The organism is Candidatus Binatia bacterium (assembly GCA_026415395.1).
In the GTDB taxonomy this organism is placed as follows: Bacteria; Desulfobacterota; Binatia; order HRBIN30; family HRBIN30; genus HRBIN30.
On record JAOAHD010000002.1, the window covers coordinates 13,249 to 39,312 of the forward strand.

The 26,064-nt window shown below is 63.2% G+C and carries 25 protein-coding genes and 1 tRNA gene; 12 read left to right on the plus strand and 14 right to left on the minus strand.

The features are described 5' to 3' along the window. The first annotated feature begins 126 nt into the window (after nucleotides 1–126). Nucleotides 127–402: a hypothetical protein gene (locus N3C12_00630; GenBank protein MCX8070943.1), complete on the plus strand. Its 276-nt coding sequence runs from the start codon at nucleotides 127–129 to the stop codon at nucleotides 400–402. A gap of 34 nt (nucleotides 403–436) precedes the next feature. On the opposite strand, the gene N3C12_00635 is transcribed toward N3C12_00630, so the two are convergent. The 3 genes from N3C12_00635 to N3C12_00645 all read right to left on the minus strand — a co-directional run bounded on the left by N3C12_00635 (nucleotide 437) and on the right by N3C12_00645 (nucleotide 2,710). Beyond that, nucleotides 437–1,462, minus strand: a complete 1,026-nt coding sequence (locus tag N3C12_00635; protein MCX8070944.1) for an MBL fold metallo-hydrolase — start codon at nucleotides 1,460–1,462, stop codon at nucleotides 437–439. Between the two features lie 79 nt (nucleotides 1,463–1,541). Then, entirely contained in the window at nucleotides 1,542–2,225 is a 684-nt protein-coding gene (locus N3C12_00640; GenBank protein ID MCX8070945.1) for an HAD family phosphatase, read from the minus strand. Further along, complete coding sequence (locus N3C12_00645) at nucleotides 2,222–2,710, minus strand: peptidylprolyl isomerase (GenBank protein ID MCX8070946.1); 489 nt, start codon at nucleotides 2,708–2,710, stop codon at nucleotides 2,222–2,224. Before N3C12_00645 ends, N3C12_00640 begins: the two co-directional genes overlap by 4 nt. A 194-nt stretch (nucleotides 2,711–2,904) precedes the next feature. On the opposite strand from N3C12_00645, the gene N3C12_00650 reads away from it, so the two are divergent. Genes N3C12_00650 through N3C12_00660 form a run of 3 tightly spaced genes read left to right on the plus strand, consistent with a single transcriptional unit; the run spans nucleotide 2,905 to nucleotide 6,127 of the window. Then, on the plus strand, nucleotides 2,905–3,852 hold the full coding sequence (locus N3C12_00650; GenBank protein ID MCX8070947.1) for an ABC transporter ATP-binding protein: 948 nt from the start codon (nucleotides 2,905–2,907) through the stop codon (nucleotides 3,850–3,852). Continuing rightward, on the plus strand, nucleotides 3,849–4,994 hold the full coding sequence (locus tag N3C12_00655) for an ABC transporter permease (protein ID MCX8070948.1): 1,146 nt from the start codon (nucleotides 3,849–3,851) through the stop codon (nucleotides 4,992–4,994). Before N3C12_00650 ends, N3C12_00655 begins: the two co-directional genes overlap by 4 nt. Further along, nucleotides 4,991–6,127, plus strand: coding sequence for an ABC transporter permease (locus tag N3C12_00660; GenBank protein ID MCX8070949.1), 1,137 nt, complete (start codon nucleotides 4,991–4,993; stop codon nucleotides 6,125–6,127). Before N3C12_00655 ends, N3C12_00660 begins: the two co-directional genes overlap by 4 nt. Before the next feature lie 169 nt (nucleotides 6,128–6,296). On the opposite strand, the gene glmS is transcribed toward N3C12_00660, so the two are convergent. Continuing rightward, on the minus strand, nucleotides 6,297–8,108 hold the full coding sequence (glmS, locus tag N3C12_00665; GenBank protein ID MCX8070950.1) for a glutamine--fructose-6-phosphate transaminase (isomerizing): 1,812 nt from the start codon (nucleotides 8,106–8,108) through the stop codon (nucleotides 6,297–6,299). 4 nt (nucleotides 8,109–8,112) lie between these two features. Beyond that, nucleotides 8,113–9,411 carry a sugar phosphate nucleotidyltransferase gene (locus N3C12_00670; GenBank protein ID MCX8070951.1) on the minus strand — a complete coding sequence of 433 codons (1,299 nt, stop codon included), beginning with the start codon at nucleotides 9,409–9,411 and terminating at the stop codon, nucleotides 8,113–8,115. 50 nt (nucleotides 9,412–9,461) lie between these two features. Here N3C12_00670 and N3C12_00675 point away from each other — a divergent pair, with 50 nt between their 5' ends. Together N3C12_00675 and N3C12_00680 are read left to right on the plus strand one after the other, a co-directional pair. Beyond that, complete coding sequence (locus tag N3C12_00675; protein MCX8070952.1) at nucleotides 9,462–9,890, plus strand: hypothetical protein; 429 nt, start codon at nucleotides 9,462–9,464, stop codon at nucleotides 9,888–9,890. Between the two features lie 281 nt (nucleotides 9,891–10,171). Continuing rightward, nucleotides 10,172–10,729 carry a hypothetical protein gene (locus tag N3C12_00680; protein ID MCX8070953.1) on the plus strand — a complete coding sequence of 186 codons (558 nt, stop codon included), beginning with the start codon at nucleotides 10,172–10,174 and terminating at the stop codon, nucleotides 10,727–10,729. Nucleotides 10,730–10,906: 177 nt separating this feature from the next. Here N3C12_00680 and N3C12_00685 read toward each other — a convergent pair whose 3' ends face one another. Both N3C12_00685 and N3C12_00690 read right to left on the minus strand, forming a co-directional pair. Further along, entirely contained in the window at nucleotides 10,907–11,674 is a 768-nt protein-coding gene (locus tag N3C12_00685; GenBank protein MCX8070954.1) for an ABC transporter permease, read from the minus strand. Next, complete coding sequence (locus N3C12_00690; protein MCX8070955.1) at nucleotides 11,671–12,594, minus strand: ABC transporter ATP-binding protein; 924 nt, start codon at nucleotides 12,592–12,594, stop codon at nucleotides 11,671–11,673. Before N3C12_00690 ends, N3C12_00685 begins: the two co-directional genes overlap by 4 nt. A gap of 89 nt (nucleotides 12,595–12,683) precedes the next feature. Between N3C12_00690 and N3C12_00695 the strand changes: the two genes are divergently transcribed. Continuing rightward, nucleotides 12,684–13,169 carry a glutathione peroxidase gene (locus tag N3C12_00695; protein MCX8070956.1) on the plus strand — a complete coding sequence of 162 codons (486 nt, stop codon included), beginning with the start codon at nucleotides 12,684–12,686 and terminating at the stop codon, nucleotides 13,167–13,169. A gap of 145 nt (nucleotides 13,170–13,314) precedes the next feature. On the opposite strand, the gene N3C12_00700 is transcribed toward N3C12_00695, so the two are convergent. Together N3C12_00700 and N3C12_00705 are read right to left on the minus strand one after the other, a co-directional pair. Next, nucleotides 13,315–13,782 carry a nuclear transport factor 2 family protein gene (locus N3C12_00700; protein ID MCX8070957.1) on the minus strand — a complete coding sequence of 156 codons (468 nt, stop codon included), beginning with the start codon at nucleotides 13,780–13,782 and terminating at the stop codon, nucleotides 13,315–13,317. Nucleotides 13,783–14,266: 484 nt separating this feature from the next. After that, a complete protein-coding gene (locus N3C12_00705) occupies nucleotides 14,267–14,539 on the minus strand; it encodes a hypothetical protein (GenBank protein MCX8070958.1) in 273 nt (90 codons plus the stop codon). A 329-nt stretch (nucleotides 14,540–14,868) separates the two neighbouring features. Between N3C12_00705 and N3C12_00710 the strand changes: the two genes are divergently transcribed. Together N3C12_00710 and N3C12_00715 are read left to right on the plus strand one after the other, a co-directional pair. Beyond that, a complete protein-coding gene (locus N3C12_00710) occupies nucleotides 14,869–16,935 on the plus strand; it encodes a matrixin family metalloprotease (GenBank protein ID MCX8070959.1) in 2,067 nt (688 codons plus the stop codon). Nucleotides 16,936–17,076: 141 nt separating this feature from the next. Then, the gene (locus N3C12_00715) at nucleotides 17,077–17,895 is read left to right on the plus strand and encodes a thioesterase family protein (GenBank protein ID MCX8070960.1); all 819 of its coding nucleotides are present in this window, start codon (nucleotides 17,077–17,079) and stop codon (nucleotides 17,893–17,895) included. Nucleotides 17,896–17,941: 46 nt separating this feature from the next. Here the strand turns inward: N3C12_00715 and N3C12_00720 are convergent. Both N3C12_00720 and N3C12_00725 read right to left on the minus strand, forming a co-directional pair. Continuing rightward, a tRNA-Gly gene (locus N3C12_00720) sits at nucleotides 17,942–18,013 on the minus strand. Between the two features lie 229 nt (nucleotides 18,014–18,242). Further along, on the minus strand, nucleotides 18,243–19,142 hold the full coding sequence (locus tag N3C12_00725; protein ID MCX8070961.1) for a haloalkane dehalogenase: 900 nt from the start codon (nucleotides 19,140–19,142) through the stop codon (nucleotides 18,243–18,245). Between the two features lie 165 nt (nucleotides 19,143–19,307). Between N3C12_00725 and N3C12_00730 the strand changes: the two genes are divergently transcribed. After that, nucleotides 19,308–19,610, plus strand: a complete 303-nt coding sequence (locus tag N3C12_00730) for an HNH endonuclease (GenBank protein ID MCX8070962.1) — start codon at nucleotides 19,308–19,310, stop codon at nucleotides 19,608–19,610. A 240-nt stretch (nucleotides 19,611–19,850) separates the two neighbouring features. On the opposite strand, the gene N3C12_00735 is transcribed toward N3C12_00730, so the two are convergent. Further along, nucleotides 19,851–20,144, minus strand: coding sequence for a hypothetical protein (locus N3C12_00735; GenBank protein MCX8070963.1), 294 nt, complete (start codon nucleotides 20,142–20,144; stop codon nucleotides 19,851–19,853). 18 nt (nucleotides 20,145–20,162) lie between these two features. Between N3C12_00735 and N3C12_00740 the strand changes: the two genes are divergently transcribed. Further along, the gene (locus N3C12_00740) at nucleotides 20,163–22,466 is read left to right on the plus strand and encodes a thioredoxin domain-containing protein (protein MCX8070964.1); all 2,304 of its coding nucleotides are present in this window, start codon (nucleotides 20,163–20,165) and stop codon (nucleotides 22,464–22,466) included. Between the two features lie 208 nt (nucleotides 22,467–22,674). Here the strand turns inward: N3C12_00740 and N3C12_00745 are convergent, their stop codons facing one another. Further along, nucleotides 22,675–23,718, minus strand: a complete 1,044-nt coding sequence (locus tag N3C12_00745; GenBank protein MCX8070965.1) for an SGNH/GDSL hydrolase family protein — start codon at nucleotides 23,716–23,718, stop codon at nucleotides 22,675–22,677. A 230-nt stretch (nucleotides 23,719–23,948) separates the two neighbouring features. Further along, on the minus strand, nucleotides 23,949–25,229 hold the full coding sequence (locus tag N3C12_00750; protein MCX8070966.1) for a pyridoxal phosphate-dependent aminotransferase: 1,281 nt from the start codon (nucleotides 25,227–25,229) through the stop codon (nucleotides 23,949–23,951). A gap of 115 nt (nucleotides 25,230–25,344) precedes the next feature. Between N3C12_00750 and pncA the strand changes: the two genes are divergently transcribed. Beyond that, nucleotides 25,345–25,977, plus strand: coding sequence for a bifunctional nicotinamidase/pyrazinamidase (gene pncA, locus N3C12_00755; protein MCX8070967.1), 633 nt, complete (start codon nucleotides 25,345–25,347; stop codon nucleotides 25,975–25,977). The last annotated feature ends 87 nt before the right edge of the window (nucleotides 25,978–26,064 follow it).

The window sequence follows — 26,064 nt, forward strand, 5'->3', positions numbered from 1 at the left end:
GCTGGGCTTTCTCGTCCCGTGAAGGGCGCTCGTCGGCTGGTTAATTACCGCTGGCATCCACTTGAGTCCTCGGTTGCGTGCGTTGGATCCGCGGGTTACCGTGGCGACACACGCAAAGGAGGTCCCGTGAAAAAGTTTGCGATTGTCGGCTTGCTATGGTGCAGTTTGATTGCCTTCCCCGCTTTTGCGGAAGAGCCCGCAGCGAACAACAGTGGCGCGGGCGAGCAATCCAAAGCCGCGGGCGGAGGCTGTATGCCCGATGGCGGGTGTTGCGGTGCTTGTGCGGCGGCACGGGCACAAGCAGCATCGCAAGGCGAGCAAAAGGTGGATCACGGAGCCAAAACCGAAGCTCAGGATGTCGGCGGCTGCCCGTGCAAGCGCGTCAAGCAGCAAAGCATGTGACGACTGTCTCCGAACCACTCCTCCCGCGAGCGAATCACCAAGGGCGAGGGAGGATCCGCTCCCAGCGGTTCGGGGTCGGTTGCTTGCGGGGCGAGGCCATAGGGGTCGGCAGACTGTGCAGGCGAGCGGGGAACCCCTTTGCATCTGCGCCTGTGATGTCGAGCGCCGGCAAAACCTCCACCTCCTGAGCTAAATCGCGCAAGCGTTTTGCTTGCCAAAAGACGAGCCACCAGTCTGCAGCGTTCCACAAGCCGTGCGGTTCGGCTGCGGTGCGTAAACCATCGCGCGTGGGCACCACGTCGCTAGTCCACAGAAGCGCGCGGTTCGGCGTGCGCACCAGCACCATCACGGTTCCTGGGCTCGGGCCACGACCATCAAGGACCACGACGCTCCCGTCGCCCAGCAAATCCACCGTCCTTGGAAAGGTACCCAGAGGGCGGGCCGCGGCAAAATCAATGGGATGCCACTCGCGTACGGACGACCAGAGCTCCGGCTCGTAACCCTCGGCGTGGCGCGAAGCGTAGTCCAGTTCCGCTTGGGTGACGGCCACTTTGGCCTGAGGGAAGTGTTGAAGGCCGCCAGTGCGTACCGCGCGCAAGTTAGTTTGCACGACCCACCGCACCGCCTCCGGGCGAATTCCGGCTTGGCGCAACCGCTGCGGGAGTTCCTCCCCCGGGTGCGTCACCAAAAAGCCTTCGTTGGGAAGCAACAGCGCCCGAGGCCACACCCGCGCGGGGGAAACTTCCGTGGTGGGGAGCCCGCTATCGATCAGCACGACCCCCTTGCTCGGATGTTGCACGGCAAGCACCGATACCGGCAGGCGCTCGGTGCGCAACCACGAACCGTTCCGATAAACCAGGGCTTGCGGGAGCTCGAGGAAGCCGGTGACCAGCACGTGCGCTTGAAGGCCCGCCACGCCGCGGTACGGCTGCGGCCAGTTTTCCAACTTGGGCGGGATATACGGAAGGCGCCGCGGCTCCGAGTCGCAGTGGGCCGAAAGCAGCGCGCAGGCAATGACGAGAGCGCGGAACAAGTGCGGCAAGATACGTTGCGAAGCCATGGCCACAGCCCGAGCGGCAGGTTGCCGTGCTGCTTACCGTTGCCGTGCCGCTGCCGCCAGTTCGAGGCTAAAGAGCGGGTCAGCCTCCGTCGGCTCGGTCGAGCTGGGCACGCACGAACGCTGGCGTGACCGCCGACAAACCTGCAATCCGCGGCGTTCCCGGAGGAAACACGCACACGCGGGTAAACTCGTTGGGCACAGCCACCACCGGCAAGCCCGCGGCCCGCGCTGCCAGGACCCCGCGCGGTGAATCTTCCACGACCAGGCACCGGTGCGCCGGCACTGCGAGCAAAGCCCGCACCGCCACATACGCATCGGGTGCCGGCTTCGCCTCGCGATAATCCTCGCGGGCAATCACCGCAGAGAAAAACCGCCGCAAATCGAAACGCGCCAACACCCAGTCGACATCTTCCCGGCCGGAGTTCGTGGCCACTCCCAGCGCAAACTCGCGGTAGAGGCCCTCGACCACGTCACGAGCGTGGGGCATCAACTGAGCACGAGTATGCAGGAGCTCGCGATACAGTGGCGCCTTGCGGGCACGCAGCTCGGTCGGAGTGATGGGCAATCGATACCTCTCCACCGCGTATTCCGGCCCGTGCCCAGCGCCGATCCAATGCTCAGCGTACTCCTCCTGACCGATGACAACGTCGAACTCTCGAAGCACCTGGCAGTAGGCCTGGTAGTGCAGGCCCTCGGAGTCGAGCAAAACGCCGTCGAGGTCGAACACCACCGCGGCGCTGCCTGTGGGGTTCGCCGAACTCACTTACCGACAACGCGGACCGTTTCGATCACCACTGGCTCTTTGGGCACGGCTTCGTGAATGCCGACGCGTTGCGTGGGCACTTGGGCGATCTTCAACACCACGTCCATCCCTTCCACCACCTTGCCGAACACGGCATAACCGAACCCGGCGGGGGTTTCGTCCCGATGATCGAGAAACGCGTTATCCTTCACATTGATGAAGAACTGCGAGGTGGCGCTGTCGACAACGCCAGTGCGAGCCATCGCGATGGTGCCGACCACGTTCTTAAGGCCGTTGTTGGCCTCATTCTTGATTGGCGGCTTCGTCGGCTTTTGTTTCAGGTCCTTGTCGTAACCGCCGCCCTGGATCATGAAGTTGGGGATCACGCGGTGGAAGATGGTGCCGTCGTAAAAGCCATCGTTGACGTAGGAGAGGAAATTTTTCACCGTCACCGGAGCCTTGTCATCGAACAATTCGATTTTGATGTCTCCCATCGAAGTCTTCATCAGCACCACCGTGTGTTTTGCCTCCTGGGCCCACAAATGAGCGGGAAGCAACAAAGCCGTCAGCCCCCATGCCAACAGCAAGCGCATCATACCCGAACCTCCGTGAGCATGCAGTGTCGCCCGCTCATAGCAGGTAGGAGCGGCTCCGCAAAGCAACGGAGCGGGGGCGCAAAACCAACGTTACGGGGACGGGCATGACGGACACGGAGCTCGCCGTGGATGTGCGCGGCCTCACGCGCGTGTTCGACCACTTCGTAGCGGTGGACCACATCGATTTGCGCGTGCGGCGCGGTGTAATCTTCGGGTTTCTCGGTCCCAACGGCGCGGGCAAATCGACAACGATCCGCATGCTGTGCGGCATTTTGCGCCCAACCGCGGGAAGCGGCACCGTGGGCGGGTTCGACCTGTGGCGGGAAAGCGAGGAGCTCAAAAGCCACATCGGTTACATGTCGCAAAAATTTTCCCTCTACGAGGATCTCACCGTGGAGGAAAACCTGCAATTCTTTGCCGGGGTGTACAACGTGCACGGACGCCAACGCCGCCAGCGGATTGCCTGGGCACTGGAAATGGCTGGCTTAATCGGCCGGGAACACGTGCTGACCCGCGAACTCGCCGCCGGTTGGCGGCAGCGGCTTGCCCTCGGCTGTGCTGTGCTGCACGAACCTCCGCTGCTGTTTTTGGATGAGCCCACCTCCGGGGTCGATCCGGTATCGCGGCGTAAGTTCTGGGAAATGATTGCAGAACTGTCCGAGCGGGGAGTGACGGTGTTCGTGACTACCCACTACATGGACGAAGCCGAGCACTGCGACGAGCTTGCCTTAATTTACGCCGGCAAGGTGGTGGCCTGCGGCAGTCCCGCCGAGCTTAAGCGCACACACGTGCCCCACGCCTTGCTGGAAATTGCGCCCTCGGACCTCATGGGCGCGTATGCCGTGTTAAAACAAGCGCCGGGCGTGCTCGGGGTGGCGTTGTTTGGAGACCGGTTGCATGTCACCGTCGCCGACGCCGGACAAGCACAACGCAGCCTGCCGCAAGTTCTCGCGGAGCGAGGGATAGAGTTGGCGGCAGTCGAACGGATCGAGCCGTCGTTGGAAGACGCCTTCGTGGCCATCATCGAGCAAAGCGGGGTGGAGGAGCGATGATTCCCGAGCGCTACCGGCTATCCCAGCGCACCATTCGCGCCATTTTGCGGCGAGAATTTACCGACGTGTTGCGCGACCGTCGCAGCCTGCTCCTCACCTTTCTCTGGCCAGTGAGCATGTTGCTGCTGTACGGCTACGGCATTCGCTACGACATCAACAACGTACCCCTCACTGTGCTCGACTACGACCGCAGCAGTCACAGCCGCTTGCTCGTCGAGCAAATGGTCCAGTCCGGATACTTCCAACTAGTCCGGGAGGCCGACAACTACGACCAGGTGCAACGCGACCTCACCATCGATGCCAGTCGGGCCGCGATCGTCATTCCCCCCGATTTTGGCCGCCGCTTGCGGTCGGGAGAGCCCGTAACCGTACAAGCCTTGTTTGACGGCACGGACTCGAATACCGCCTCCATCGCCCAGAGCTACGTTCTCGCCATGGTTGCAAGCTTCGGGGCGCGCGCGGACATCGGTCTGGTGGAGCGCAGCGGCGGCGTGCCCGCGGTACGGGTTGCGAGTCGGGTTTGGTACAACCCCGAGCTGCAAAGCGTGAACTTCATCGTGCCGGGCGTGATTGCGGTGATCATGATGATTGTCGGCGCGATCCTGACCGCGCTCAGCATCGTGAAAGAAAAAGAACGAGGAACGATCGAGCAAATCCTGGTCTCACCCATTCGCCCGTTGGAAATGATGATTGGCAAGATCGTGCCGTACGTGATCATCGCCCTGCTCGATCTCGCCATCGTGATTACCGCCGGGTACTTCGTGTTCGGCGTGCCGATCAAGGGGAGTTTGTGGCAGCTCGCGATTTTCTCGGTGCTCTACCTCACAGCCTCCCTCGGCACGGGCGTATTCGTGTCGACGCTGGCGGACACCATGCAGTCCGCGATGCTCGCCGCAATTTTCATCTCCTTGTTGCCCGCGGTGCTGTTGTCGGGCTTTGTCTTCCCCCTGGAGCACATGCCGGTGGGCATTCGGTTGCTCTCGTACTTTTTCCCAGGGCGTTACTTCGTGGCCGCCATTCGCGGCATTTACCTGAAAGGCGTGGGGCTCGAGGTGCTGTGGCCGGAAGCTGTGATGCTGGCGGCTTTCTCCATCGGCATCGTGTGGCTCAGCGCCAATCGCTTCCAGGAGAAGCTCGGATGAACGGCTCCCTATCGCGCATTGCCCACGTGGTGTGGAAGGAATTCATTCAGCTTTCGCGCGACCGGCGGATGTTCGGCCTGGTGCTGCTCATGCCGGTGATCGAGCTGTTCATCTTTGGGTACGTGGTGGCCACTGACATTACCGACATCGCCCTGGCGGTGTGCGACTACGACCGTACCGCCTCCAGCCGCGGCTACGTGGACCATCTGGTGCACAGCGGCTACTTCCGCGTGGCCGCTCCCTGTTCGAGCATCAACGAGGCCAACCGTTTGCTCGATCGCGGCGAGGTCAAGGTGGTGCTCACCATCCCGCCGGATTTCTCCGAAAAGTTGCGGCAGGGAAAGCCGGCCGAAGTGTCCGCCCTGGTGGATGGCAGCAACTCCAACATCGCCATGATTGCTTCGGCGTACCTCGAACAAATCACGCTGACTCGGGTGGTGCAGGTGCGCTTTCCCGACCGTGGCGCGGGGGACCGTGTAGTCGTGCACCCGCGTGTCGAGGTGGAGCCGCGGGTGTGGTTCAACCCCGAGCTGCGCAGCGTTCGCTACATGGTGCCCGCAATCGTCTGCGTGTTGTTGATGGAATCGCTCGTCGTGCTCACCGCCATCGCCATTGTGCGCGAAAAGGAACGAGGCACGATGGAGCAAATGATCGTCACGCCGATTCGGGCAGCCGAGCTGGTGCTCGGGAAGGCAATTCCCTTCATCGTCATTGGCTACGTGAACATGGGCGCGGTCATGCTCGCCGGCCGTTATTGGTTTGGCGTGGAGCTAGTGGGCTCGCTCGGCCTGCTGCTCGCCCTGAGCTTACTGTTCATCATGACCTGCCTCGGCATGGGGCTGTTTGTTTCCACAGTGTCGAACACCCAGCAGCAGGCTTCGATGCTGGGACAGTTTCTCTTGCTGCCGAACCTGTTTTTTTCCGGCTTTATGTTTCCCATTTCGAGTATGCCGCCGCTGATTCAAGAGCTCACGCACATCATCCCGCTCAAGTACTACATCACCATCGTGCGTGGCATCTTTCTCAAGAACGCCGGTTGGGCGGAGTTGTGGGACGAAAGCCTGGTGCTGATGGTGTTCGGCATCGTAATTCTCACTGCGGCAAGCTTCGTATTCCGCAAACAAGTGCAGTGAGCGAGCGCGGCTGCGGCGCTAGCGGGCAATGCCTGCGCTTCCGATAAGGCGCAGGCCAAACGAGCGTCCCTCCATGAGGAAACTCGGCAACTGCTGGTCGCGGACACTGCGGACGCCAACCCGCGTGCACAACACCGTAGCCACCGTGGCGCCGCTCCGCGCGGCGAGGTTAGGCCACGGTGACCGACTTGGCGAGCGAGCGCGGCTTGTCGACGTTGCGCTTCAGCGCGGTCGCCGTGAAGTAAGCGAGCAGTTGGGCACCGACGAGCGGAAGCAACGGAGCCGTCAGCCGGTGGGACGCGACAAAGGTGACGCTTTCGTCGAACAGTGCGGGTTCCTCTTCGAACGCAAAACCGAGCACGAAACCGCCACGCGCCCGGACCTCTTCCACGCTGGACATGGTGAGCGTGTACAGCTCGCCACAGTTACGGGGTGGCACGAACACGAGGGTGTACAAATTCTCGTCGACCAAGGACAGGGTGCCGTGCTTGAGAAAGCCGCCGGCCATGCCTTCGGCGTGCAGGTAGGTCACCTCTTTCATTTTCAACGCGGCTTCGAGGGCGATCGGGTAGTAGATGCCGCGGCCGAGGAACAACCAGTTGCGCATGTTCGCATGGCGGTAAGCAACCGCGCGGATCACACCGGAGCGTTCGTTGAGCAATGTTTCGATTTCTCCCGGCAGCCGATGGAGGGCGGCGTACAGCTCGTCTCGTTGTTGCGGGCCGAGCTTGCCGCGGACAATTCCCAACTCGATTGCCAGGCGCGTGAGCAGCACCATTTGCACGAGCGCCGCTTTGGTGCTGACCACGCACACCTCGGGCCCAGAACTTTGCAAGATCACATGGTCGACGAGCCGGGCGATGGACGAGCCCACCACGTTGACGATCGCGGCGGTTTTTGCGCCGCGCTCCTTGGCGTGGCGCAGGCTCATCAGCGTGTCGTAAGTTTCGCCCGACTGGGAGATTGCGAGCACGAGGGTTTGGCTGTCGCTTTTGTCCAAGTAACGAAACTCGTCGGAGCTAACGGGCAGAACATCAACATCGGCAAGCTCAGCAAAGAGATACTGGCCATACAGAGCCACGTAGTACGTCGTTCCCACGCCGATTAGGTAAATGCGCCGGGCGCTGGCCAGCGCGCGCACCACGTCTTGGATGGCAGCCTCGTCGAGGCTGAGCGCGCTGCGTACGGCGAGCGGTTGCTCATGAATTTCCTTCAACATGAAATGCGGGTAACCGCCCTTGCGGGACAGCTCGGGGTCCCACGGAATCACGGTGATCGGTTTCTCCACCACTTCGCCGTCGCGTACGCGCTTGACCGCGTAACTATCTTTGGCCACGACGCCGTACTCGCCGTCGTCCAAGATGACGGTGTTCTTCGTATACTCGATAAACGCGTTGAAGTCGGAGCCGATGTAGTTGGCATCGGTGCCGACGCCGATGATGAGCGGGCTTTCGTGACGAGCGCAGTAAATGCGCTCGGGGTCGTGGACGGAAATCATCGCCAAGGCGTAACTACCTTCGAGTTCCCGCAAGGTAGCCACCCAAGCAGCTTCCACATCGCCCGTGCGGCGGTAGTGCTCTTCCACCAAGTGGGCGATAGTTTCCGTGTCCGTCTCCGAACGGAAGCGGTGTCCGGCTTGCTCTAAGCGCGCGCGTAGGGTGCGGTAGTTTCCCACAATGCCGTTGTGCACGACGGCAAAGCAACCGTCGCAACTCAAGTGCGGGTGGGCGTTCTCGCGCGTAACTTTCCCATGGGTGGCCCAGCGTGTGTGGGCGATGCCCACACACGCCATGAGGTTGCGCAGGTTCGCGCGGCTGTCGACCTCGTCCACAGTGCCGACATCCTTGCGCACCTCGATATGGCGATTTTCCACGAACGCCACCCCGCAGGAGTCGTAACCGCGGTACTCCAACTGATGGACGCCCTCGTACAACCGGTCGTGGATGGGGTGAAAACTCGCCACCCCGCTGATGCCGCACATAATCTCACTCCCGTCGAGGCACGGTGGTATGGTGTTCGATAATCGCTCCGGCGTCCACAATGGTTCCTGCGGCCAGGGTGTTCCCCGCGCCAATCTTGGCTCTGTCGCCGATGAAAGAGCCGAGTTTCCGCAGGCCCGAGTCGATTCGGGTGCCGCGAATTTCGACGGCGATGGGCTGGCGGTCCATGGTTTCGTTCACTGTCATGGTGCCGGAACCGATGTCCACTTCCTCCCCCACCACGCTATCGCCGATGAACGACAGCCGGCCGATCCGGGCACGGCCGAAGACCACGCAATTCTTCAGCTCGACGCCGTAGCCCACGGTAGAGCTAGGTCCGAGCGAGGAGTAGCTGCGCACGAGCACGTTGTTGCCGATGTAACAATCGCGCCCGATGTAACAGGGGCCGGCCAGCACGGCTCCCGCGCGAATGGTGGAGCCAGCCTCGATGCGCACGGGGCCAACGATGGTGACGTTGTTGTCGAGCTTGGCGTCGCGCGAAATGCGGGCCTCCTCCCACGTATCCATCACCATGCGGTTGGCCGCCAACACATCCCACGGATACTCGACATCGATCCAGCCTTCCTCCCAAATCGAGGCGTGCACGCCCACGCTGGTCGTCAGGCGGTCGAACACTCGCTCCATCGCGCCGCCCGCCTCCTGGACCCACGAGAACAACTCCGTGGGCAACACGAAGAATCCGGACAACACGTAGTTCCCCAAGCCCGGCGTGCGCGGCTTCTCGACGATTTGCGTAATCCGCGTCCCGCTCAAATACACGTTTCCGTAGCGACCCGTGGGCGGCCCCGGCAAACACACCCCAGCAATCGGGCTCTTAAAGGTGTTGAACGACTGCAAGAGCTGGAGGAAGGGATTGCCGGAGGTGACCACGTCGCCGTACACGAGCACGAAGTACTCCCCGGGCATAAACTTGCTTCGCGCTTGCAAGATGGCGTCCGCAATTCCTTGAGCGCGCTCCTGGCGAACGTAGGTCAAATTCAGACCGATCGCAGAGCCGTCTCCAAACGTTTGTTCGACGACATGGCCATGTTGACCCACGACCACGGTGACGTCGGTAATCCCCGCTTCGCGCAAGTGCTGCAGGGTGCGGCGCAACAGCGAGCCACCGGCAACCACCGTCATCGCCTTCGGGCGCGTGGCCGAGAACGGCACTAACGTGCGCCCCGCACCGCCGGTTAACACCAAAGCCTTCATGCAGCCCTTTGCACTGAACTCTTTCTTCTGCGCCGCAAGCGGCAGCAGATACCATAATCCGAATCGGCGCAGTTTCTCAAGCGCTTGCATTCGACTCCTCCGCTCTTGACCTGCCTTGGAGCTTCGGCCACCATGGCTTCATGAAACGCAGGGGCCAGGGTTCGACGTGGACAACGTTTTTGGTGCTCGGCATCGCCCTGCTGGCAAGCGCGCCCAGCCAAGCTTGGGAGCGGGAACGGATTCGCAAGAATCCAGTGTTTCCCGACGAATACGTGATCGAGAAGGACGGACGCCGCACTGGTACCATTCGCCGGAATCCGGTGTTTGGCGACGAGTGGGATGTTTACGACGAGATGGGCCGACGAAAAGCTACGATCCGGAAGAACCCGGTATTCCAGGACGAGCTGAACGTATACTCCCCGTTCGGCACCCGGGAAAAAACCATCCGCAAGAATCCCGTATTGCCGAACGAACTCGACGTTTACGACCAGAGCGGACGCCGCATCGAGCGCGTGCGGCCGGATCCGGTATTCCCGAACGAGTGGAAAATCGATCGCCTCGATCCGTGATGTGGGCCTCCGCCTAAACTCGCGGCGGAGATTCTGTTGTGGTTGCGGCGCGTCTGACACGCCTCGGTGGCCCACACGTGCGGCCAACCCAATGAACACATCTGCCGCCGGCCCGTGCAAGAAGCCCCAGAGTTGCTAGGGTGACGGACCCGATCGCCTTCCCTCTTGCAAAGGGAGCAGATGCGGGTCAACATACCGTCAACCTTGACTGTTATGACCCTTTTGAGGCAGCGAGAAGAAAAAAACGATTGGCGTGCCCCGCAACGCCGTAGAGAAAGATTATGGTTGGATCACTCTTTGCCGCAATGGTCGTCGTAGCCGGATTGGCGGTGACCTTGTATTTGGTCACGCTTTTAGCCTCGGCCGCAGCCGAGCCGCTCGAGCAGCTTTGGGAGAATCGCCGCTTCGAGCAGCATCGCCAGCGGGCGAGTCAGTCGGATGCCTGGTTGCAAGCCGGAGCATTTGACTTGGCACTGCAGTCGCTGCGAGCAGGCTTCTACCTGCAGCCGGTACGCCAGCGCCGCCTTTCGGGAGAAATTTTCAACCACCATGCGGCGCTGCTCGCACGCATCATCGCGCTGACTAACGAGCTGTGCGGCGGCACGGTGCGGTTGTTTTCGCTGGCGCGGGCAGATCGGTTGCTGGCCGACCGTGCGGATTTACAGCGGCGCTTTCTGCGCGCCTGCGAGTTAGGCAGCGCAAGCCAGCAACGCGACTTGCTCGATCAACTCGATCGCAACGCCCGCGAACTGCGCGCGGCCCTGGATCAACTGTTCGCCGAGGTCCAAACGATCGTCCACACCCGCTCTCCAGCGGGAGCGCAAATGCGCGCCCATTGAGAGCAGCGAGTGGCGCGCACGGCGGATCGTAGGGGCGACGCATGCGTCGCCCGAGGTGCCACAGCGCAGCAGCGTGCTTGGTGGAGCGGCAAATTTCAACTGGCGGCACGCTGGTCGCATTCGTAATCGTCGGCGGCAGCGAAGGGGCCCGCAGCCGTGAGCGAGCGCACGCCGCACCTACGCTGTGAGGCGTTTGTGGATGCTGCGGTGGCAGATCACCAGGAGCAGGGCGGAAACGGCGAGGATGTAGGCAAGGTCCCACACCATCACGCCACTCCAGCGGCCGGCAAAGCCCAAGCGGGCAAGCCGCACTGGATGTAGCAAGGGCAACGCTTCCGCCACCCACAACCACACGCCCGAAAGCCGCTCCGCTAACGGGAAGAACACGTCGGAAAACAGAAACAGCGGTGTGAGAAACAAGGTGAAATAGAAGCTGAAAAGGTCGATGGTGACGATTTGCAGTGAAAACACCAGCCCCACAGCCGCAAACAGCAAGCCGCTAAGCACGATGACCACCAGTGCCCACGGGGCAGCGTACCACGGGGTGAGCCCCCAGGCGCTGGTGACCAAGTAAAAGCAGCCTCCGTAAATCGTCGCGCGCGTGACGGCCCACAGCACTTCCCCGGCGAGAATGTCCGCAGGCTGCACTGGCGTCGTCAGCATGGCGTCGTACGTTTTCTCGAAGTGCATGCGTACGAAGATGTTGTACGTGACCTCGAAGCTTGCGCCATTCATCGCCGCCACGCACACCAGCCCCGGGGCGAGAAACGCCGCGTAGGGGAGCCCGCCCATCTGCTGCACGTAGGCACCCAAGCCAATGCCGATGGCCATCAGGTAAAATACCGGCTCGAAGAAGTTCGGGAGGATGTTGAGCTTCCAGGTTCGCCGGTACATCGAAAGATTGCGGTGCCACACCGACAAGGCGTGGGGCAGCGAAACGTTCACGGCTCGCTTTCCTCCAGCGACGAGCCGGTGAGCGCCAAGAACACATCCTCGAGGTTGGCCGGACGCAGCACGAGCGTGCGCCGCTCGCCACCGTCGCGCGCCCGGATGGTCTCGGCCACACGCGTCACGTCATCAGCGTAAATGGTCAAGCGGTCAGCGGTGCGCAGCACGTGCGCTACCGGCAATCCATCGAGCAGCGCCGGCACTTCGTCTTCGTCGCATTCGCATTCCAAGGCTTCCCGCGCGAGATAGTGCTGAATGAGCTCCTCGGGGGCGCCTTCCGCCAGCACCTTTCCGGCGGCAACGATGGCCACGCGGTCGCACAGGCGCTGGGCTTCGTCCATGTAGTGCGTGGTGAGTAAGATGGTCTTCCCCGCCCCTCGCAAGGCGCGCACCCGCGCCCACAGTGCAAGGCGCACCGCGGGGTCGAGACCTGTGGTCGGCTCGTCGAGGATCAACAACTCGGGATCGTTCACCAGCGACAGGGCAATCGCCAAGCGGCGCTGGAAACCGCCGGAGAGCTGCTTCACCGGCACGTGCGCGTGCGAGCGCAGCTCGAGGAAATCGAGGAGCTCTTCGACGCGGCTCTCCAAGGAGCGTCCGCCAAGCAAGTGATAGCGGCCAAACACGCGCAAATTTTCCACCGGGGAAAGCGCCTCGATGAGCACGTTCTGCTGGAGCGTCACCCCCAAGCGAGCACGCACTGCACGCGGGTCGGCAGCGACATCGATGCCGAACACACGCACGCTGCCCGAAGTAGGCTTGGTCACGCCGTAAACCATGCGCAAGGTGGTGGTCTTGCCGGCGCCATTAGGACCGAGGAGGCCAAAACAGATCCCGGGCGGAATCGCGAGGTCGATGCCGGCCACAGCGGTCCGGGTGCCGAACCGCTTGACCACGTTGCGTGCCTCGATCACCATGGGTTGCCTTACCGTACGCAACCGCACTCCCGGCGCAAGGGCAGCCCGACGACCTTGCATTCTGCTGGTTCGGCGCGCAAGCTAGCAGCATGACTGTACACGATTTCTCGGCGCGAGCCATCGACGGTACGGAAACCAGCCTCAGCGAGTTCGCGGGCAAGGTGCTGCTCATCGTCAATGTGGCCTCGCAGTGTGGCCTAACGCCGCAGTACCGCGGGCTGCAGGAGTTGTACGAGCATTATCGCGAGCGCGGCTTCGCGGTGCTCGGCTTCCCTTGCAACCAATTCGGTGGGCAAGAGCCAGGCACGGAGGAAGAAATCCGCACCTTCTGCGAAACGCGCTACCATGTCACGTTTCCGCTGTTTTCCAAAATCGAAGTCAACGGGCCAAATCGGCATCCGCTTTACGCGTTCCTCACACAACAGCAAACCCAGCCAGACGGCCCTGGCGACATTCAGTGGAACTTCGCGAAATTTTTGATCGACCGGCAGGGCAAGGTGGTAGCCCGCTTCGCTCCTGCCACAGCACCGGTATCGGAGGAAGTCGTCGAAGCCATCGAACGCACGCTCGAGTAGTCCAGTTGTGTCAGCGCAACGGCGCGTAGCGACCCCCGTGCACCTGCACAACTCGCTGGGCGCTCACGCCTGCGTACGCGGGGGTGCGGAGCGCGCCGCGGTGTGGAGCGATGTTCTTGCCGCCCTCCCAAATCGCCGCTTTCCTTTATTCGAAAGGCCGGATGATCACCGGGTGGTGGCGAGTAGAAAACGTTGGCTGCTCCACACGCTCGCGGATCCGCCAGCCTTCAGCGGTGCGCACTAAGCGATCGTGGTAGTAGCCGCCCTCAAAGAACACCACGAGGTTACCATCTTCGTCGGTAATGCCCATGGGGTTGAACAGGCAGGAGCGGCACTCGGCGGTATCGCCATCGATGCGCACGTCGAAGTTGGAGACCATGTGCTGGGTCATCGCAAAGCGAGCGAACACCTCGGCCAACCAAGCACGCACCACTGGTAACGACCCTTTGATGCCCCCCACGGCCGTGTAGTCGATAGTGGCATCGGGCGTGAAACAGCGGGTGAACAAGTCCCAATCGCGCGTGTCGAGAGCGGTGGCGTAACGCGTGAGCAAATCCTGAATTTCCAGCCGATCCGCCAACTGCTGCCATCGCTCCACCTGGGTTGTGTCCATACCATTCCCTCCTTCCCACTCGCGTTTGCTCGCCGGCGCGCTCGCCCGCGGATTGTGGTTGCGTTTCCGGTGCTCGGCCCATCGCACGCTCAGGCTTGCGGTCTTGCCGCGACGGTGCGCGAGCGAGCTTTTATCCACACACCGCGGCGCAATGCTAGCACCGCCCAACGGTGTTCCCGGCCCTCTGACGTTCGCTTCGTCGCATCCTAGGCTAGAGTCCGCCGCCTCACACCGCCGCCGCGGAGGTGCACAGCTATGGCGGATTCGGCATTCGCCGCTCGACACCGCTCGCCACTCGCCCGTAGCCCCCACCCCGTCCCCACGGGCGACGCATGCGTCGCCCCTCCGCACCGGAGCACGCCAGGTCGCATGCCGGCCCCGCACCGTACCACCCGCCTCCCGGGTTCCGTGGTACGTAGGGGAAGCCCTTGTGGCTGCCCGCGTTGCCTGCCACCACAGCGCCGCTGCTTGGCCGCGGCCAGCGTTAGTCGGCAGCGCCCCACGTTCCCTTGGGGTAGCCTCCCTGCTCGAGAGGAAGGACAGCACCATCCGTCGAGGACGCGGCTCTCTCTTCCAGCGCGAGCGTGGAAGGGAGCCGGAGAACGGCGGCCGCCCGTACACCCCCGCTCGCGATGCCCTCGACGAGGATCGTACGCCCAGCAGCGTCCCGCCGATCGAGCGCGAGAAAGCAGCCGGTCCGAGCCTTCCGACGCAGCATCCGCACGTGGATTGCTGCCGCAATCGGCCCTTGCCGCACGGGCCTCTCATCCGCGCCGGGAGGCGACCACCGGCGAAGAGCTGCGACCGGTTTTCCACTGGCTGGTGTGTGTGCTCGGCTGTCCTGTCGCGCGGCCCTCGAAGAGTGTGTCTTCAAATCCGTTCGCTCGGTTGCCTGGTCTGCATGCGGTTTGCTGTGCGGTATGCGCAAGATGCGGCGGAAGCTGAGCACGCGAATTCGACGCTTCCGCAGCTAGCGGCGTTTTTGCACCGCATCCGCTGTGTCGAAAATCACTTACAGCGACGCGCCGAGCACTCACAGGAGTTGGTACAGCGTTGGCTTTCCCCGCGCCGCACTAGGGAAGGGTCATGGACAACAACTGTGGAAGGCGGTTCGGGTCGGTTCTACTCGGTTTGCTTTTGCTCGCCTTGCCATGCTGGGCGACAATTTTGGTTTACGACAACGATGCCGAGCTTGCCGCGCAATCGGATGCCGTCGTGCTCGGCAAAGTGTCCGCAGTCGTTCCCGAGTACACGCCGGAAACTAACAGCGTGCGCACGCGGGTGAGCGTCGCCGTACAAGCGGTGGTTGCGGGTCGCCTGCAACAGGAGAGCATCGAGCTCAGCGAGTTCGGGGGAGCAGTGCCAGGACTGCAGGAAGAGGTGTTCGGCACGCCCGAGTATCGTGTGGGCGAGCGCGTGCTCGTATTTGTCCAACGCGGCGACCAGGGCCGCTTTCGCACCACCGGCTTGGCCATGGGCAAATTCACTGTGGAGGCGACCGGCGGTGGCACTTGGGTGGCGCGGCGCAACTATCGTGGCGCCAGCGTGCTGCGCCCGCGCGCCCACCGAGTCGACCCCGCCCCCCGCGCTGAGGAACGCCCGCTTCGCGACCTGATCGCCGAGGCGCAGGAGGTGTTTGCCGCGCGCGGAGAGATACCGGCGCAAGTGGAATTGCCACCCCCGGAGGATACCGAACTCGATTACTCCGCCCCGTTTTCGCTTTTAGGGAATGGTCGTTGGTTCGAGGCCGACTGGGGAGAACCGGTTTCTTTTTGGATCGATCGCCGCGGGCTCCAGGCCTTGGGTCCGGCAGCGACCGAAGATGTCGTGCGCGCCGCCATGGCGGCGTGGAGCGACGTGCCGGGCTCGTTGCTCGTCCTGCAAGTAGCAGGCTCGATCGAGCCCCAACCTTTCGCGCCTTGCGACGGGCCGACGCGGATCGTGTTCGACGACCCGTTTGGCGAGCTCGCCAACCCGATGAACTGCCGTGGCATCCTCGCCGTCGGTGGGTATTGTACGAAGTCTGCCACCATGTGGCACAGCGGCATGGTCTTTTCCGCTATCGACCTCGGCAAGATTGTGTTCAACGATGGCTTCGAGGGCTGTGGCATCTGGACGGCGTGCAACGCCGCCGAGGTCGCCACCCACGAGCTCGGCCACACAATTGGGCTTGGGCACTCGGTAGACCAGCACGCAACCATGTCGCCGTACGCCAACTTCGATGGGCGCTGCGCCGCTCTCACTCAGGACGACATCGACGGTCTGCTGTTTCTTTACGGTGAGCCGTTGCCCGACGTGGTCCTGCCTCCGCGTGCGCCGGTGACGTTGCGGATTCCCGCGGGGGAAACGGCGGCCAGCAAGGAGGTGGCGCTGCAGATTCGCAACCCCGACCGCCTGCCCGCGAATGCCACCATGGAAGCCCGGCTCGTCGTGACAGACGGCACCTGCCCAAAAGGCACCGTGCAAGCTGTCGATACGGATGCAAAGGCCGCTGGATTTCAAGACACTGTGGTGCTCCGCTCGAGACAAACACTGACCGCACGGGTGCTTCTCGCCGCAAACCGTGACAATGTGACCACTCCCTCTGGCCGCAGTGCGCAGCGATGCGCGCTGGAGGCGACGGTGATGCCGACGGCGAGCGGCGGGCAGGACCGCACCCCCCGCAACAACAGCGCCACGCTGGTGGTCGACCTCCGCGATGACAATGATGCCACCGCCGTACGTACGCAGGCAGTTGCGGAAACGGCGCTGGTACCACTGTCGCCGCTGCGCATTGTCCTGCCCAAAGATATGCAGTTTGTCATGCGTTCGGTGCGCGTGCGGGTGCGGAATCTGGACCAGGGCACGACAGCGCCGCGCAGCGTGAGTGTCAGTGTCGACGCAAGCGATTGCCCGGTGGGCACCGTCGCCGGCTGGGACCTCGTACCGGATGTGCCCGGCGATCAAAGCACAGCGCCGATCGCGCCGGGCAAAACCCTCCTGGGCGAGCTACTGCTCGCCCCATCTCCATCCACCATCGCCACGCCCAATCAACGCTCGCCATTTCGCTGCACACTATGGATCGAGGCGAGCGCCGCTGAGGGCGAAAGCAACCTGTCCGATAACCGCATCCCGCTTATCTTGGACCTCGTTGACGCTGGCGACGCCCGCTAAAGCCGCGCAGGCGGCACCGGCTTGCGGTTCCGTGCGCGGCGCGTGCCCAGGCCGGGCACCACGCGTGTGCGCATGGTATACATCGGGGCCATGCACAAATCGTGGCCCGCGCTGCGCGGTGGCCACGAGCGGAGGAGAACAGTGGCAACGACGGTAACGACCTTTCTCGAAATGATGCGCCTGGAGTCGCACGGACCCGACACCTACGTCGGTGCCGGACCGAGCTACCCGTGGGGTGGGTTGTACGGAGGGCAAATCGTTGCCCAGGCACTTCGGGCCGCAGCACTGACGGTGGAGCCGCGCTACCTCGTGCATTCGCTGCATGCGTATTTCATCCGCCGCGGCGATGCGACCGAACCGATCCGCCTCGAGGTGCAGCGGATCCGCGACGGACGCACCTTTGTCACCCGCCACGTGGTGGCGCGGCAAGCTGCTGGCGCCATCCTCAACCTAGCGGCGTCGTTTCACATTCCCGAGGAAGGTGTGGACATTCAGGTGGAGCACATGCCCGAAGTGCCCGCGCCGGAAACCCTCCCGAACGACACCTGGAGCGCGCTCATCGATCGTGCCTTCGTGGACCAGCGACGACTGCGCGGTACGGTGGCGGCCTGGATGCGGTTAACCGAAAAGCTGCCGGACGACGCGATCGTGCACGCGTGCGCGCTGGCATATCTGTCCGACGATCTGCCCACCGATGCCGTCATCAGCGTGCACCCCGAGTACCGCGGGCGCGGCCCGCAGTACCGCACGTTTTGGTCGGCAAGCCTCGATCACGCTATTTGGTTCCACCGGCCAGTGCAAGCAGACCAGTGGCATTTGCACGAGTTTACTTGCCGCGGTTTGATGGGCACGCGCGGACTTTCCACTGGTGCGATCTTCGATCGCGACGGCCGGCAAGTGGCCACGGTGTCGCAAGAGGTGCTCGTGCGCTTGCACCGCGAACGAGGAACGGAACGCTAGCGGCTGGCGGCGTCCGTCCCGCAAGTCGGGGCGGACGCCGCTGGAGAGCGGGCGACCGGGTTCGAACCGGCGACGTCCAGCTTGGGAAGCTGGCATTCTACCGCTGAATTACGCCCGCATGCGCACCTGATGACACTTTCCGGTTACGGAAATTCCGCGGGCGTGTCAACGACCCACACTCGCTACGCGCCCATCCGCTCGGGCCAATTTCGCCGGCCTGAAACCAGGTGCCAACAACCCCTGCTGCATTCACCCACCGGTCCGTCGCTCGCGCAAATGCGCGGCCGCACCGCGGTCCTTGCGGGTGCGACACGGCCACCGCACTGCACCGGAATTCGCGGCGGTCGTCATGCCGATGCAGTGGCGCGAACGAAGTTCAATACCACCTCTGCCAACTCTTCGCCCTTGTCCTCCTGGAGGAAGTGGCCGGCTCCGCGAATGGTTGTGTGTGGCTGCCCGGCTGCACCCGGGATCAGCGCCTGCAAAAGCTGCTCTGCGCCGCGAGTGATCGGGTCTTGGTCGCTGAAGGCGGTGAGGAACGGCTTCTTCCAGCGCCGCAACGCCCCCCATGCCTTGCGATTGGACCCCGACGCAGGATCGTCCGGCCGTGTGGGCACCAACAGGGGAAACTGTCGCGCCCCCGCTTTGTAGCGCTCGTCGGGAAAGGGCGCTTCGTACGCAGCAATCACCTCGGGGGCGAGTGTAGTGACACAACCCATTTGAATGATCTGCCCGATCGGCAGCTCGGGCGCCTCTTGCGAAAACTTTTGCCAAGTAAAAAAGGCTGGGGGCATTGGCTGATCGCCCGTGGGCAAGAAGGTGTTTGCGGCAACCACGCGGTCGAACCGGTGGCCGTGCTCGGCCACGAGTCGCAAGCCGATGAGCCCGCCCCAGTCTTGGCACACCAGCGTGATGTGGTCGAGATCGAGCGCACAGATGAAGCCGAGCATCCAGTCGACGTGGCGCTGGTAGGTGTGATCCTCGCGCCGTGCGGGCTTGTCCGAGCGGCCAAAGCCCACCAAATCGGGCGCCACCACCCGCAAGCCACCAGCAACGAGGATCGGGATCATCTTGCGGTGCAGGTACGACCACGAAGGCTCGCCGTGCAGGAGCAGCACTGGGGCGGCGCTGCGCGGGCCTTCGTGCACATAATGGATCCGCACCCCATCCACCTCGACGTAACGCGGCGGAAACGGGTAGCCGGGCAGGTTTGCAAAGCGTTCGTCGGGGGTGCGCAGGATCTCCATTGGGGGTCTCCTTTCCACTGCTTTTTTGCGCCGCTGGCGAACGATAAAACAAGCCTACCTGCGAACGATAGGGCGTTCTTCATGGCGTCTTCCAAACATAAACCGCGCGATCGCCGGCGAAGTCGAGGCCGTGGGCAGCCGAGCTTTGCCCCTGAGGATTGGGGCATGCTCGCGGCGGAGGGTTTTTCTGTCGCCCCCACTGCCGAGGAGATCCAGCGCGAACGCAACAAAGCGCGCGAGCTGCGTGCCTCGCAGTGGTGGAAGCGCAAGCGAGCCAAAGGCATTTGCCACTACTGCGGGCGGAAGTTTCCACCGCAGGAGCTCACCATGGATCACCTCGTGCCGCTCGCTCGCGGGGGGCGTTCCACCAAGGGCAACCTCGTGCCCGCCTGCAAGGAGTGCAACACGAAGAAGAAGTATCTGTTGGCCTTCGAATTCACCCCCGGAGCCTCCGGCGACGAGCCCTAGCCTCCCTAGCCCCCCTGCGGGGGGCTAGGGGGCGTGCTCGTCGTGCTGCGAATGCATGTGGGGGCGGCATGTACAGCGCACCAAGAGAATCTCCCTCTCCCCCGGGAGGGGGGAGAGGGAGACAGGGTGAGAGGGCGCCCCCGCGCCACCTAGCACGGTGCTGCGCTGGCGTTGGTGCGCGGTCACAAGATGCAAAGCACACGTTTCCCATTCGCCATTCGCTCTTTCTCCCGCCTGTCGCTACTCGCTGGTAGCCCCCACCCCGTCCCCACCGGCGACGCGTGCGTCGCCCCTACGGGTTGCGTTGCTTTGGAAAGATTCGGTCGCGGCGTGCTGGCCGGCAACGAGGGCAGCCACAAGGGCCACCCCTACGATTGGGTTGGTGCGGCGTAGCAAGACGGCCACGCGCGTTGCACCGGTGGCAACACCATCGCGAATCCGCGCGTTCCCCGTCCGCCCTTCGCCATCTCCCGCCACTCGCCACTTGCCCCAAGCGGGTCGCTTGCCGCTGGTGGACAGGGGCGCGGCGAACATTCATAGTGAGCCTTCGTCATGCACCGGTTGTCGATGAGATTCGTGCTGTTCGCCGCGCTATTGGTCGGCTCGGCCCTGGCCGCAGAATTTCCCCAAATTCAGCTCCCGGGGGCGAAGCCGCTCCCGCCCGAGTTGCGCCAGCAACTGTGGCAGGCCTGGGAGGCGGCTGGAAAGCCAATGCACTCGCAGCACCGCCGTCCGGATGGCCGCCCGCAGTACTTGAATCGGCTGATACTGGCCGCCAACCCGTACCTGCGGTTGCACGCGCAAAACCCGGTCGACTGGTACCCGTGGGGTGAGGAGGCGCTGCAGCGGGCGCGCAAGGAGAACAAACCGATCTTCCTCTCCATCGGCTACTCCACCTGCCACTGGTGCCACGTGATGGAGGAAGAGAGTTTCGACAACGAGGAGATCGCGCGGCTCCTGAACGGCGACTTCGTGTGCATCAAGGTCGACCGCGAAGAACGGCCCGACCTGGATGCGGTGTACATCGCCGCGGTGCAACGCCTCACAGGCAACGCAGGCTGGCCGCTGACAGTGTTTCTCACCCCCGAGGGTGAACCATTTTACGGCGGCACGTATTTTCCGCCCGAGGACGTAGCCGGCCGCCCAGGCATGAAGCGACTGCTGGCGACCGTGAGTAACTCCTGGAAAAACCAGCAGCAGGCAGCGCGCGACGCCGCCGCCTCGCTCCGCGATGCGTTGCGCGCTGCCGGCCCGCAACCCGGGTCTGCACTCGACGAAGTTGTGCTGCGGCGCGCCGCCGTGCACGCCACCCAGCTTTTCGATGCGACCAACGGCGGCTTCGGCAGGGCGCCGAAGTTTCCCCAGCCGCACATCGTGCAATTTCTGCTGCGCTACTATGCGCGCACAGGCGACACCGCCGCGCGCCACATGGCCCTGTACACGCTGAAAAAAATGAGCCAGGGAGGCATCCACGATCTCCTCGGCGGAGGCTTCCATCGCTACGCCACCGATGCCGCGTGGCGCGTGCCGCACTACGAAAAGATGTTGGTGGATCAGGCCACCATTGCCCGCGCCTACATCGAAGCCGCGCTCGCGCTGCCGAGCGCGGAGTACATCGGCACCGCCGTCGATACGCTGGAGTACGCGCTGCGGGATTTGCAGGCGCCTTCCGGGGCGTTTTTCACTGCGGAGGATGCCCAGAGCGGCGGCCAAGAGGGAACGTTTTACCTGTGGACGAGGGACGAGATCCTCGACGCTGTGGGGGCGGAGGACGGACCGTGGGTGGCTGACCTGTTCGGCCTCACATCGCCCGACGCCCGGTTGCCGTTGGCCGTGCCAGTGGCGGCGGATGAATTCTTCCAGCAACGGGGGATGGACAAGAAAGCGGCGGCTGCCAAGCTCGATAAAATCCGCAACGCGTTGCTCGCGGCCCGCGCCCGGAGGCCGCGCCCAGCGCGCGACGAGAAGATTCTGGCAAGCTGGAACGGCTTGATGATTGCCGCTTTGGCCGAGGCCGGCGGGCGATGGAACAAGGCCGAGTACCTCGCCGCGGCCGAGCGAGCAGCCAACTGGATCCTGAGCAACATGCGGCCGAGCGGTAGGCTGCGCCACAGTTGGTACCGCGGCCAGTTAGGGAACCATGCGTACCTGGAAGACTACGCCTACCTGAGCCTCGGGTTGTTCGAGTTGTTCAAAGCCACGGGCGAGTCGCGCTGGCTCAAGGAAGCCGACGGAATGCTGGCGGCCATGCTCGAGCGGTTTTGGGACAAGCAACACAACACCCTCCGTTACACGAGCACGGATCACGAGGCGCTCTTTGCCGGGCCGTGGCCGTTGGAAGATGCGGCCATGCCGGCCGCACACTCCGTGGCCGCCGAGGTACTCCTGCGCTGTGGACACCTTTTGCATAACAAAGTGTACCAGGAGAGCGGCTACAACATACTCCGCGCCAATGGGGCAGACATCGCCAAGGCACCCACAGCCTATGCCTACGCGGTGATGGCCTTGGACTTCGCGCTCGGCCCGCGACAAGAAATCGTGGTCGTGGGTCCGCGGCAGCAACCAGAAACGGCTGCGTTGTGGAAGATTGCGCAGCAAACCTACTTGCCGCGGGCAGTGACGGTGTTGCACGACCCGCGCGACGAAGGCCTGCGCACGTTGTTGCCGTTTTTGGCGCGGCAGCCCATGCAGCACCGGAAGCCCACTGCGTACGTGTGCGAAAACTTCACCTGCAAGTTGCCGGTGAGCGAGCCGGCGAAACTCGTGGAGCAACTGGCCGCCCTGCAAGGCGGGCTCGCAAAGTCCACGCCGGCGACTTCACCGCAATGGTCGCTGCCAACGCTGAGCAGCCGGTGAGCCCGGTGCGAGCACGCCGCCGCATTGCAAATGCAGTCGATTTGCGGAATCGGCGCCTGTCGCCGCTTCGAGCCAGCACACGGAGCGCACCCACGGCTGCCTTCGGCGACTTGAGCGATTTGTCGGTGCTGAAAACGAAACCGGGCACGGGGACAACTGTTGTGCGCCCCGTGCCCGCTGCAAGCGAGTCCGCGTGTGGACTACCTGCCTACGGCGTGCCCGGGTTGTAAACGGAAAGCGCCCAGCCCATGCGCTCGTGGCCGTATTGGTTCCACACCGGGTTCTTGCCATTGACGATTTGCGAATCGCTGTAATCCGGCGCGCCCGATCCGGAGCCTGTACCTCCGATGAGCCCCAGATAAATCGTTCCGCCGATGTAGGTCGGGTGGGTGTCGTCCGACTGGATGTAATCGTAACTCGTGCTGGCATTCACCAAGTGGGTGTTGGCGTCGCGAATCGTGGACTTCAGGGTGACGGTAATCCGCTGCACGTATGCCGCTTCCGTTTCACCGGGGATGTAGCGCAAGGCGTCGCTGTCGATTTGGCCATCGTTGTTCGAGTCGTAGTCCGCGCCCATGTACTGCGCGAACACGTCGGCACAGGCGAAGCCGTAACGACGGGCGAGATCGCAAGCGCGCCAATTGCTGCGCGCTAAATACGGCAGGAATTTGTCCCGCTTGTTGATGCGCTGACCGGTGGTGGGGTCCGTGCAGTTGCTCAGCGTGTTGTCGGCGTTGTACCCGGGGTAATACAGGTTAGCGATGATTTTCAGGCGCGTGCCGGCATACGCGTACTGGTTGATCGCTTGCATGGCCCACTCTTGATACGTGGTGCAAGTGGCGAGCGCGTTGTCGAGCACGGAGTAGTTACAGGTACCCGTCTGCCCACTGAAATTGCTGCGCGCCTCGAGAAAGTCATTACCGCACATCTCGAACGTCACCACGCGCGTGTTCGTGGTTTGCATGTACGAGCGCTCGGCTACGATCTTGTTGTTGTAAATATCGTCGGCCTTGGCGCCGGACTTGGTACGGCGAATCACTTCGATGTCGGCGTTCCACAACTTGGCCAAGTACTCCCCATCGACATACGGCGCGGCGCGTTTGGCCACTCGCGACAGCGAGCCGTAGTAGCCAGCGTAAATGGAGTCGCCATAGGCGACCACGCGGTACTTGGTTGTTGTGCCCGCACGGTCGATCGTCCAGGAAGAATTTTGGGTCAAGGTGTTCGCCATGCTGATGCCGGCATACCCCATCACACCCGTGACGACCCCGAGCCGAAGCCATCGAACCCACGTTCCCTTCATCGTTACCCTCCCTTCGGTTGTCGCTTCGCAAGCGAAGGCTGCGCGGCGCTACCACACTTTGGCTAGGCAGTGCAAGACTATTTGCCGCAAAACGGAGCCCCGCCTGCAGGCCCATCCCTTCCGGATACGCCTGGGCACCAGCACACGTCCGGCGCCGCCGCTGGCCACCAGGATCGTGCTCAGGTTCGTTCGGCAACGCGGTGCACAGCAGAATGGGCGGCGATGAGCTCGCGCAAGATGGCGAGGCCGCGTTCGATTTCCTCCCGCGGTGGGCCAAAGGAGAAGCGCACAAAGTGGGCAAAGCGGCTCTCTCGCTCCGGGCGGCGCTGACCGGGATTGATGTCGAAAAACACCCCAGGCACGGTAATCAAGCCGTGTTCCAAACCGGCACGGAACAAGCCCATGCCGGTATTCAACGGCGGCGGCAAAGCGGAGACATCGCCCCAACAATAAAAGCCACCGAGCGGTGGGTGCACGCGAATGCCCAGGGCTTCCAGCGCCGCAAGCATAAAGTCGCGCTTCTGGTGGAAGTGGCGGTGGATGGCCAGCGCTTCCTGAGCGGCCACTGTGGCATCCAGCAAGGGTAACGCCGCAAGTTGCATCGGCCGCGAGCACCCTCCCTCGAGAAAGCTCCCCGCGGAGGTGACCGCTTCGATGATGGGCCGAGGCCCGATGGTCCACGCCACGCGATAGCCAGGGTAGCGCCAGTTCTTCGTGAGGCCGTCGAGGATCACGACCGGGTCGCTATCGACATCTTCGACATAAGCAGCTGCAGAAGACGTTTCCACGCCGTCGGCGTAAATGTAGTGGCTGTAAAACTCATCGAACACCAACGTGCATTTGAGTTCCCGCGCCACCTGCACCCAGGCGTGCAGCTCTGCGCCGTGAATCAGCGCCCCAGTGGGATTAGCAGGGTTCGAGAGCACCACCGTCGACAAACCGCGGCCGAGGATCTCGTTGCGCAGCTCTTCGGCGGGAAAAGCATAACCGGCCTCGGGGCGGCGGATGAGCGGGATCGGCACGAAAGTGCCGAACGAGTCGAGCAGTTCCTCGTAAGCGGTGTAGTCCGGCAAGAAGTGCCCGACGTTCGTGCGCCCGAGGGTCGAAACTAAGCGAGTGAGCGCGGCCCGTCCTCCCGGACTGATCGCCACATTGGCAGCAGTGTACTGGCTTTTCTTCCCGCTGCGGTAACGCGCATTGTAAAGAGCGGCGACGCGTTCGCGCAGCTCCGGGAGCCCGTCGATCGGTGAGTACTCGAAAGCATCGTAGCTGAGCTCGATCCTCCCTTGCCGTGGCGGCGCGCCAGGGAGCGGGCCCGTCTCCGGCGCACCTTGGCCCAAATTGGCCCAGCGGGGATCGCCCGGGCGATAGCCGAGCTTGGCCGCCTCGGTCATGACGTAAATGACACCCGTGCGCGGCACCGGGCGGAAGCCAGGAGGCACGTGACTCGTCCGCTTCATGACGCGTCTAGAAAGCGAAGTGCAACGACCTCTGCCAGAGCCTGCCGGTTGCACTGAACACGCCCGTGGTTAACCGGAACACCGGCGACTTTCGAAGCAAAAGGAGGTGCCGGCAATGGGTGCCCACAACACCGAACATCATGCATTTCGCGATGCGGCGTTGATCGTGGTCGACGTGCAGAACGACTTTTGCTCTGGCGGCAGCTTGGCGGTTCCCGAAGGCGATCGAGTCGTTCCGGTGATCAACCAGCTTGCTCCGTTGTTTTCGACCGTGATTGCCACGCAAGATTGGCACCCGCCGAATCACTGCTCGTTCCGAGCGCAAGGCGGGCCATGGCCGCCGCACTGTGTGCAAGGCTCGACGGGAGCGCAATTGCACCCGGGTCTCGACCGCCAACACATCTCGGCGTACGTGAAAAAAGGCACGTCGCCTGACAAAGATGCCTATTCCGGCTTCGAGGGAACGGACGAAGCAGGGCGGCCGCTCGCGGAGATCTTGCGGCAACGCGGGGTGAAGAGGATCTACGTCACCGGTTTGGCGACCGACTACTGCGTGCGCGCGACGGCACTCGACGGCATCAAGGCGGGTTTCGAGGTTCATGTGGTGACCGACGCGACGCGGGGCGTGAACGTCAATCCCGGGGACGACCAGCGCGCACTCGAAGAGCTGCGCTCCGCCGGCGCGCGCTTGGAAACGTCGGCGGAGATCCTCAGCCAACTCCAAGCGGAGCGAGTCGCCAGCGTGTGACGGCGCCCCCGTTGGTGCTCGCCCAAGGTCGCGTGCGGACCGGCCGGGTAGAATCACCATGCGATTCTCCGCGCGCACTGGTGGTTG

Bases quoted from the DNA above. Each gene is read 5' to 3' on its own strand.
- N3C12_00635 (MCX8070944.1), bottom strand. From the start codon at position 1,462: ATGGCTTCGCAACGTATCTTGCCGCACTTGTTCCGCGCTCTCGTCATT.
- N3C12_00645 (MCX8070946.1), bottom strand. From the start codon at position 2,710: ATGAAGACTTCGATGGGAGACATCAAAATCGAATTGTTCGATGACAAG.
- N3C12_00650 (MCX8070947.1), top strand. From the start codon at position 2,905: ATGACGGACACGGAGCTCGCCGTGGATGTGCGCGGCCTCACGCGCGTG.
- N3C12_00655 (MCX8070948.1), top strand. From the start codon at position 3,849: ATGATTCCCGAGCGCTACCGGCTATCCCAGCGCACCATTCGCGCCATT.
- N3C12_00660 (MCX8070949.1), top strand. From the start codon at position 4,991: ATGAACGGCTCCCTATCGCGCATTGCCCACGTGGTGTGGAAGGAATTC.
- glmS (MCX8070950.1), bottom strand. From the start codon at position 8,108: ATGTGCGGCATCAGCGGGGTGGCGAGTTTTCACCCCATCCACGACCGG.
- N3C12_00670 (MCX8070951.1), bottom strand. From the start codon at position 9,411: ATGCAAGCGCTTGAGAAACTGCGCCGATTCGGATTATGGTATCTGCTG.
- N3C12_00675 (MCX8070952.1), top strand. From the start codon at position 9,462: ATGAAACGCAGGGGCCAGGGTTCGACGTGGACAACGTTTTTGGTGCTC.
- N3C12_00680 (MCX8070953.1), top strand. From the start codon at position 10,172: ATGGTTGGATCACTCTTTGCCGCAATGGTCGTCGTAGCCGGATTGGCG.
- N3C12_00690 (MCX8070955.1), bottom strand. From the start codon at position 12,594: ATGGTGATCGAGGCACGCAACGTGGTCAAGCGGTTCGGCACCCGGACC.
- N3C12_00695 (MCX8070956.1), top strand. From the start codon at position 12,684: ATGACTGTACACGATTTCTCGGCGCGAGCCATCGACGGTACGGAAACC.
- N3C12_00700 (MCX8070957.1), bottom strand. From the start codon at position 13,782: ATGGACACAACCCAGGTGGAGCGATGGCAGCAGTTGGCGGATCGGCTG.
- N3C12_00710 (MCX8070959.1), top strand. From the start codon at position 14,869: ATGGACAACAACTGTGGAAGGCGGTTCGGGTCGGTTCTACTCGGTTTG.
- N3C12_00725 (MCX8070961.1), bottom strand. From the start codon at position 19,142: ATGGAGATCCTGCGCACCCCCGACGAACGCTTTGCAAACCTGCCCGGC.
- N3C12_00730 (MCX8070962.1), top strand. From the start codon at position 19,308: ATGCTCGCGGCGGAGGGTTTTTCTGTCGCCCCCACTGCCGAGGAGATC.
- N3C12_00735 (MCX8070963.1), bottom strand. From the start codon at position 20,144: ATGTTCGCCGCGCCCCTGTCCACCAGCGGCAAGCGACCCGCTTGGGGC.
- N3C12_00740 (MCX8070964.1), top strand. From the start codon at position 20,163: ATGCACCGGTTGTCGATGAGATTCGTGCTGTTCGCCGCGCTATTGGTC.
- N3C12_00745 (MCX8070965.1), bottom strand. From the start codon at position 23,718: ATGGGGTATGCCGGCATCAGCATGGCGAACACCTTGACCCAAAATTCT.
- N3C12_00750 (MCX8070966.1), bottom strand. From the start codon at position 25,229: ATGAAGCGGACGAGTCACGTGCCTCCTGGCTTCCGCCCGGTGCCGCGC.
- pncA (MCX8070967.1), top strand. From the start codon at position 25,345: ATGGGTGCCCACAACACCGAACATCATGCATTTCGCGATGCGGCGTTG.